Source organism: Streptomyces sp. NPDC057287, from assembly GCF_042667905.1.
Lineage (GTDB): Bacteria > Actinomycetota > Actinomycetes > Streptomycetales > Streptomycetaceae > Streptomyces.
In genome coordinates this window covers 46,295-53,957 of sequence record NZ_JBHUYV010000029.1, presented here as the reverse complement: position 1 = coordinate 53,957, position 7,663 = coordinate 46,295, and the positions used below count along the sequence as shown (strand labels likewise).

The 7,663-nt window shown below is 72.5% G+C and carries 7 protein-coding genes; 4 read left to right on the top strand and 3 right to left on the bottom strand.

Going from position 1 to position 7,663, the window contains the following annotated elements:
• Positions 1 to 123 precede the first annotated feature (123 nt).
• Genes ACFUNE_RS36020 through ACFUNE_RS36010 form a run of 3 tightly spaced genes read right to left on the bottom strand, consistent with a single transcriptional unit; the run spans position 124 to position 2,082 of the window.
• Positions 124 to 1,038 carry an aminoglycoside phosphotransferase family protein gene (locus ACFUNE_RS36020; protein ID WP_383576926.1) on the bottom strand — a complete coding sequence of 305 codons (915 nt, stop codon included), beginning with the start codon at positions 1,036 to 1,038 and terminating at the stop codon, positions 124 to 126.
• A gap of 28 nt (positions 1,039 to 1,066) precedes the next feature.
• On the bottom strand, positions 1,067 to 1,561 hold the full coding sequence (locus ACFUNE_RS36015) for a ferritin-like domain-containing protein (RefSeq protein WP_383576924.1): 495 nt from the start codon (positions 1,559 to 1,561) through the stop codon (positions 1,067 to 1,069).
• Positions 1,558 to 2,082, bottom strand: coding sequence for a hypothetical protein (locus ACFUNE_RS36010; RefSeq protein WP_383576921.1), 525 nt, complete (start codon positions 2,080 to 2,082; stop codon positions 1,558 to 1,560). The genes ACFUNE_RS36015 and ACFUNE_RS36010 overlap by 4 nt, the downstream gene beginning before the upstream one ends.
• Positions 2,083 to 2,253: 171 nt before the next feature.
• Here ACFUNE_RS36010 and rimP point away from each other — a divergent pair, with 171 nt between their 5' ends.
• The 4 genes from rimP (at position 2,254) to infB (ending at position 7,501) form a co-directional block, all read left to right on the top strand.
• Positions 2,254 to 2,751 carry a ribosome maturation factor RimP gene (gene rimP, locus ACFUNE_RS36005; protein ID WP_383576919.1) on the top strand — a complete coding sequence of 166 codons (498 nt, stop codon included), beginning with the start codon at positions 2,254 to 2,256 and terminating at the stop codon, positions 2,749 to 2,751.
• Between the two features lie 2 nt (positions 2,752 to 2,753).
• Positions 2,754 to 3,794 (top strand): transcription termination factor NusA, encoded by a 1,041-nt coding sequence (nusA, locus tag ACFUNE_RS36000; protein WP_383576917.1) that lies wholly within the window; start codon positions 2,754 to 2,756, stop codon positions 3,792 to 3,794.
• A gap of 145 nt (positions 3,795 to 3,939) precedes the next feature.
• A complete protein-coding gene (locus tag ACFUNE_RS35995) occupies positions 3,940 to 4,218 on the top strand; it encodes a YlxR family protein (RefSeq protein ID WP_383576915.1) in 279 nt (92 codons plus the stop codon).
• Between the two features lie 148 nt (positions 4,219 to 4,366).
• Positions 4,367 to 7,501, top strand: a complete 3,135-nt coding sequence (gene infB, locus ACFUNE_RS35990) for a translation initiation factor IF-2 (RefSeq protein ID WP_383576913.1) — start codon at positions 4,367 to 4,369, stop codon at positions 7,499 to 7,501.
• Positions 7,502 to 7,663: the final 162 nt, after the last annotated feature.

Genomic DNA, 7,663 nt, shown 5'->3' with positions numbered 1-7,663 from the left:
GGGGGGGGGTGGGGTGGCCCCCACTGGGGGTGGGGGGACGCGCGCCCCGCCGCCACGTTGGGATCCGGGGGGGGGGGGGGGGGGGCCCCGGGGGGGGGGGGGGCCCCCCCTCCGTGCGTCCGGCTACAGCCAGCCCGCGAACTCCAGCGACAGCTCGCCGTCCTGCTCGCGCCCCGCCGTCAGCGCGCGCGTGCCGGACTCGACGGCCCGGAAAAGCGTCCAGCCGCGCAGTCGCGCCTGGTCGATCTCCAGTGATTCGGCGAGCTTCTTGACCCGGCGACGGGCCGTCGCGGCGCCGCCGGGCGAGGCGATCAGGTCCTCCACCCGGTCACGCACCAGGCGGGCGAGGTCGTACGCCCGCTCGCCGGTCAGCGGCTCCGGACCGACCGCGAGCCACGGGGCGCGCTCGCCCGAAAGCACCTTGCTCTGGCGGAAGTTGCCATGCAGCAGGAAGTGCTCGGGGGAGTCCTGGACCAGCTCGTCGCGGGCCGCCAGGGCCGCCGAGACGAGCGGTTCGAGCGCGGGGTCCCGCGTGGCGGCGGCCCGCATGGGCTCCACCTGCCGGGCGGTGCGCTCCGTGACGGTCTCGAAGGCGTGGCCGGCCGGCGGGTCGACCCACAGCCGCCGCACCGTCCCGGCTGCTTCCAACTGGGCCTTGGCCTCGGGCAGGGAGCGCAGGGAGACCTCGTGGTGCAGCCGCTCCAGCAGCAGGGCGTCCCCGGGAACCGGGGCGTCCGGAGCGGGGAGCGCCTCGACCGCGCCCCAGCCGTTCCAGTGCGCGAGGGCCGCACGCTCGAGCGCGGGCCCGGCACCGGAAGGCGCGATCTTAAGCACGGCCTGTGTGCCGTCCGCGCGGTGCACGAGGAGGACGAGGCCCGTCCGCCCGCCGGGGGCGCACACCCGGTCGAGGGAGACCGAGTACGCGGAGAGCGCGTCGTCGGTGAGCGCGGGGAGCTGCCCCAGCCACTCGGCGGCGGCCGCGTCCCCGTACGTCTCGCCGAGCGCTCGCACCAGACGCTGCGGCGGTTCGAAACCCATACGTGCCTTGTTCCCTTTCAGAGCGTGCTCAGCGCGTGACACCCGTGGCGCCCGCCTCCGCCGTGTTGTCGGCCGGGGCGGCCTTCTCGGCGAGCCCAGGAAAGGCTACGCCGGTGCCGCGCCAGCGCACCGCGCGTACGGCGGCCTCCCGGAGCGCGCCCGCGGCGTCCTGCCGCAGCGGCCCCCGGGCCGCCCGGACGAGGTCGGAGTACACGCCGGCGACCCGGTCCTCCAGTACGGCGGCGAGCCGCATGGCGGTCGCCGGGTCCCGCACGGCGAAGGGCAGAGCGTACGCCGCGTCCGCCGCCACCGGCTCACCGCCCAGGTCGCGCACCGTGCGGGTCAGCGCGTCGCGCCGGGACCGGTGAGCGTCACGGGCCGCTGTCGCGTCGTCGCGGCGGCCGCCCTCCAGCCGGCCGCCCAGCGTGCCGTACCCGTACACCGCCGCGTGCTCGGCGGCGAGCGCGGCCTGTGTGGCCCGCAGGGTCTCCTCCGTGCCGTCCGTCCCGGCCGCCTGAGTCATGACGCGGTCTCCTTGGCCAGTTCGGTGAGCAGGTAGGCGTGTGCCGCGCCTGCCGCGGAGAGCGAGGCCAGCAGCCTGGCCAGTTCCGGTTCGGCGTTCAGGAGCGCCGCGGCGCGGCCGTCGGCGACCCGGCGCTCCTCGGCCGCCAGCTCCCTCAGGGCCGCCCGCGCGTCGGTGGCGCCCGCGGGCGGGGTGGGGGCGGGGGAGCCGCTCGCGGCCTTCGCGGGGCCGCCCAGCGCCGTCAGGTGCTCCCGCACGATGGCCTGCAGCGGTGCGAGCCCGGCTTCCGTCACCGGGTGGGCGGCCGCGGCCTGTTCGTAGCGGGTGAGCAGCGAGCCGCTGTCACGGGCGGCGGCCGCCCGGAGCGCCTTCCCCGCGCGGAGCGAGGCGGCACGCGCGTCGGCCCCCGCGGAGGCCCCCGGTGTCTCCGGACCGCTTCCGCAGCCCGTCAGTACCGCACCCAGGGCGAAGGCTCCCGTAGCGGTGAGCGCACTCCTGCGCGTCGTCCCCGTGCGGCGCACTTGTCTCCTTCAGCCTGGTTTCTGACAGTTTCTGACGTGAAGTGATCACCGGAAGTGAGCGTACCCGCGGCCGGGCAGGAGGCGGACGGCAACACCCCTGCGGACCGGATACCCTTTGACCTGACACGCGACGATCCCCACAACAGCACACGCGGCCGAGGAGTCACCCGGATGAGCACCACCCAGAGCGACAGGCTGCGCGAACTGCTGGAGCCGCTCGTCAGCGCCAAGGAGCTGGATCTCGAGGAGATCGAGGTGTCCCGGGCGGGCCGCCGCCGGGTGCTGCGGGTCATCGTGGATTCCGAGGACGGCGTGGAGCTCGACACCTGCGCGGAGCTCAGCCGCGGCATCTCCGAGACGCTGGACGAGACCGATGCCATGGGTGAGGGCGAATACGTCCTCGAAGTGAGCTCTCCGGGCGCCGACCGCCCGTTGACCGAGCACCGCCACTACGTACGCGCCACCGGCCGGCTGGCCAGAATCACCCTGGGCGAGGGCGGCGAGCTGGTGGCCCGCATCCTCGGGGTGGACGACGAGGGGCTCGATCTGGAAGTGCCGGGCGTCAAGGGCCGCAAGCCCACGGCGCGCCGTGTCGCCTTCGACGAGATCGCCAAGGCGCGCGTGGAGATCGAATTCAACCGCAAGGACAAGAAGGAAGAGGAGGCGTAGCCGTGGACATCGATGTGAAGCTTCTGAAGGGCTTGGCGCAGGACAAGGAGATCCCCTTCGACGTGCTCGTCGGGGCGATCGAGTCGGCCCTCCTCATCGCGTACCACCGCACCGACGGCAGCCACCGCCGTGCGCGCGTCGAGCTGGACGCCGCCGGCCATGTCACGGTGTGGGCGAAGGACGACCCCGCCGAGCTCGAGGAGGGCCAGGAGCCCAAGGAGTTCGACGACACGCCGTCCGGATTCGGCCGTATCGCCGCGACCACCGCCAAGCAGGTCATCCTGCAGCGGCTGCGCGACGCCGAGGACGACAGGACGTTCGGCGAGTACGCGGGCCACGAGGGCGACGTCGTCACCGGCCTCGTCCAGCAGGGCAAGGACCCGAAGAACGTCCTGGTCGACATCGGCAAGCTGGAAGCGATCCTGCCCGTGCAGGAGCAGGTGCCGGGCGAGGAGTACACCCACGGTCTGCGCCTGCGCACCTACGTGGTGCGGGTGGCCAAGGGCGTGCGCGGTCCGTCCGTGACGCTCTCGCGCACCCACCCGAACCTGGTGAAGAAGCTCTTCGCGCTCGAGGTCCCGGAGATCGCGGACGGCTCGGTTGTCATCGAGGCCATCGCCCGCGAGGCCGGCCACCGCACCAAGATCGCCGTACGCTCCACCCGTGCCGGCCTCAACCCCAAGGGCGCCTGCATCGGCCCGATGGGCAGCCGTGTGCGCAACGTCATGGCGGAGCTGCACGGCGAGAAGATCGACATCGTGGACTGGTCGGACGACCCGGCCGAGATGGTCGCCAACGCCCTGTCACCCGCGCGGGTGAGCGAAGTCGAGGTCGTGGACCTCGGGACCCGGTCCGCACGGGTGACCGTGCCCGACTATCAGCTGTCGCTGGCGATCGGCAAGGAGGGGCAGAACGCCCGCCTCGCCGCACGCCTCACCGGCTGGCGCATCGACATCCGGCCGGACACCGAGACCGGTGCCGAGCGGGACATCGCCGACCGTGAGCGCGCCGAGCGCGCCCGTGAGCGGTCCGAGCGCGGCTGAACCCGGGCGGGGTCCGGTCCGCGAGGCGGGCCGTGACCGCGTCCGAAGGAATAGATCACGGCGCCCCGAGCGCTGAGATCACGACAACATCCGTTCGATTTTTGCCCCAAAGGGGTGAGGTCGGTGCGGGGAGGTAGACTTAGTCGTGTCTGGCCGGACGCAAGCCCGCGCTTGCCCCGAGCGAACCTGTGTGGGATGCCGGGAGCGGGCGGCCAAGAGCGAGCTGCTGCGCATCGTGGTGGACGAGGGTGAAGTTGTCCCTGATCCACGCGGTACGCTGCCCGGCCGGGGTGCGTATGTACACCCCGTCTCTGTCTGTCTCGACCTGGCGGTCCGCCGCCGGGCATTCCTCCGGGCCTTCAAGGCCAAGGGGCCGTTCGATTCCGCGGCACTGCAGCGGTTCGTCGAGCGGGTGACACCGTAGGAAAGTGAACGGCACGGGTCCCCGTGCGGTCAGGTACCTCGCGAGTTGGAAGTAGGTCGAGATTGCGATGAGCACTCGATGAGTACGCGATGAGTACGCCCATGAAGTAGCGACGGTCCGGCGGTAACCCGGACCTAAAAGGAGCGAAGTGGCTAAGGTCCGGGTATACGAACTCGCCAAGGAGTTCGGCGTCGAGAGCAAGGTCGTCATGGCCAAGCTCCAAGAACTCGGTGAATTCGTCCGTTCGGCGTCCTCGACGATCGAGGCGCCGGTTGTACGCAAATTGACTGACGCACTGCAGGGTCCCGGCGGCAACGCCGGCAAGTCCGCTGCAAAGCCGGGCGCGCCTCGCAAGGCCGCCCCCGCAAAGCCCGCGGCGCCTTCTCCGGCCGCCGCGGCACGTCCCGCTGCCCCGAAGCCCGGCGTCCCGGCCCCCAAGCCGGCCGCCGCGGAGACCCCGGCGAGCAGCACCCCCGCGGCAGCGGCGCCCTCCGCGCCGGCCGCGCAGTCCGGCGGACCCCGTCCGGGCCCGAAGCCCGCGCCGAAGGCGGCCCCGGTGACCCCGGTCCCCGCTGCCGAGTTCTCGGCTCCGGCTCCGGCCCAGCCGGCCGCCCCGCAGCAGCAGCCCCAGGCCCCGCGTCCCGCGGGCGCCACACCCGGCCCCCGCCCCGCCCGTCCGGCTCCGGCCGGCGGTCAGCGTGACGGTGGCCAGCGTGACGGCGGCCAGCGCGGCGGCGAGCGTGGCGGAGACCGCCCCGCACGTCCCGCGGGCCAGGGCGCACCGCGTCCCGGCGGCGCACGTCCGGCCGGTCCCCGTCCGGGCAACAACCCCTTCACCTCCGGCGGTTCCACCGGCATGGCGCGCCCCCAGGCGCCCCGTCCCGGCGGTGCCCCGCGCCCCGGCGGCGGTCAGGAGCGCCCCGGCGCCCCGCGCCCGCAGGGTGGTCCCGGTGGCGCCCCGCGCCCCCAGGGCCAGGGTGGCGCACGTCCGTCCCCGGGGGGCATGCCCCGTCCGCAGTCCCCGCGTCCGGGTGGTGCGCCTTCGGGTAACCGCCCGAACCCGGGCATGATGCCGCAGCGTCCCGCTGCGGGCCCGCGTCCCGGTGGCGGCCCCGGTGGCGGCGGCCGTGGTCCCGGTGCCGGCGGCGGTCGTCCCGGCGGTGCCGGCGGCGGTCGTCCCGGTGGCGGCGGCTTCGCAGGCCGTCCGGCCGGTCCCGGTGGCGGCGGTGGCGGCTTCGCAGGCCGTCCCGGTGGCCCCGGTGGCGGTGGCGGCGCAGGCCGTCCCGGTGGTGGCGGCGGCTTCGGCGGTCGTCCCGGCTTCGGTGGACGTCCCGGCGGCCCGGGTGCCCGTGGTGGCACACAGGGTGCGTTCGGCCGTCCCGGCGGTCCCGCGCGTCGTGGCCGTAAGTCGAAGCGGCAGAGGCGCCAGGAGTACGAGTCCATGCAGGCCCCGTCGGTGGGCGGCGTCATGCTGCCTCGCGGCAACGGGCAGGCTGTCCGGCTGTCGCGCGGTGCTTCCCTCACGGACTTCGCGGAGAAGATCAACGCGAACCCGGCGTCGCTCGTCGGCGTGATGATGAACCTCGGCGAGATGGTCACTGCGACGCAGTCCGTTCCCGACGAGACGCTGCGGATGCTCGCGGACGAGATGAACTTCGTCCTCGAGATCGTCAGCCCCGAGGAGGAGGACCGCGAGCTGCTCGAGTCCTTCGACATCGAGTTCGGCGAGGACGAGGGCGGCGAAGAGGCCCTGGTCTCCCGTCCGCCGGTCGTGACCGTCATGGGTCACGTCGACCACGGTAAGACCCGACTGCTCGACGCGATCCGCAAGACGAACGTCGTCGCGGGCGAGGCCGGTGGCATCACCCAGCACATCGGTGCCTACCAGGTCTCCTCCGAGGTCAACGGCGAGGACCGCAAGATCACCTTCATCGACACCCCGGGTCACGAGGCGTTCACCGCCATGCGTGCACGTGGTGCGAAGTCGACCGACATCGCGATCCTCGTGGTGGCGGCCAACGACGGTGTGATGCCCCAGACGATCGAGGCGCTGAACCACGCCAAGGCGGCCGAGGTGCCGATCGTGGTCGCGGTCAACAAGATCGACGTCGAGGGCGCCGACCCGACCAAGGTGCGCGGTCAGCTCACCGAGTTCGGTCTGGTGGCCGAGGAGTACGGCGGCGACACCATGTTCGTCGACATCTCCGCCAAGCAGAGCCTCAACATCGAGGCGCTCCTGGAGGCCGTCGTCCTCACCGCCGACGCCTCGCTCGACCTGCGGGCCAACCCGGAGCAGGACGCGCAGGGTATTGCGATCGAGTCCCACCTCGACCGCGGTCGCGGTGCCGTCTCGACCGTCCTGGTCCAGCGCGGAACGCTGCGCATCGGTGACACGGTGGTCGTGGGCGACGCGTACGGCCGTGTCCGGGCGATGCTCGACGACAGCGGTCAGAACGTCCAGGAAGCGGGTCCGTCGACCCCCGTCCTGGTCCTGGGTCTCACCAACGTCCCGGGTGCCGGCGACAACCTCCTGGTCGTCGACGAGGACCGTACGGCCCGTCAGATCGCCGAGAAGCGTGCTGCCCGCGAGCGCAACGCCAACTTCGCCCGCAAGGGTGTCCGGTTCTCCCTGGAGAACCTGGACGAGGCGCTCAAGGCAGGTCTGGTCCAGGAACTCAACCTCATCATCAAGGGCGACGCGTCCGGTTCGGTGGAGGCTCTCGAGTCCTCGCTGCTCCAGCTCGACGTCGGTGAAGAGGTCGACATCCGGATCCTGCACCGCGGTGTGGGTGCGGTCACCGAGTCGGACATCAACCTGGCGACCGGCTCCGACGCCATCGTGATCGGCTTCAACGTGCGCGCCGCAGGGCGTGCCGAGCAGATGGCCGAGCGCGAAGGCGTGGACGTCCGGTACTACTCGGTCATCTACCAGGCGATCGAAGAGATCGAAGCGGCCCTCAAGGGCATGCTCAAGCCGGAGTACGAAGAGGTCGAGCTCGGCACCGCGGAGATCCGCGAGATCTTCCGCTCGTCCAAGCTGGGCAACATCGCCGGTGTGCTGGTCCGGTCCGGCGAGGTCAAGCGCAACACCAAGGCGCGCCTGCTGCGCGATGGCAAGGTCATCGCGGAGAGCCTCAACATCTCCGGTCTGCGCCGCTTCAAGGACGACGTCACCGAGATCCGCGAAGGCTACGAGGGTGGTATCAACCTCGGAAACTTCAACGACATCAAGATCGACGACGTCATCGCGACGTACGAGATGCGCGAGAAGCCGCGAGGCTGATCAACGGGATTCCCGGGGGGAGACCCCCGGGCCCTCCTGCACGGTCGGGGCCGGTCGACGGGTCGTATTTCCGTCGATCGGCCCCGGCCGTTCCGTGTACGGTTCGGGTGTCCCCGCCGAGTGACGGCGGGGCGCGGCTGTGCCAGCCCGGGTGCTCCCCGG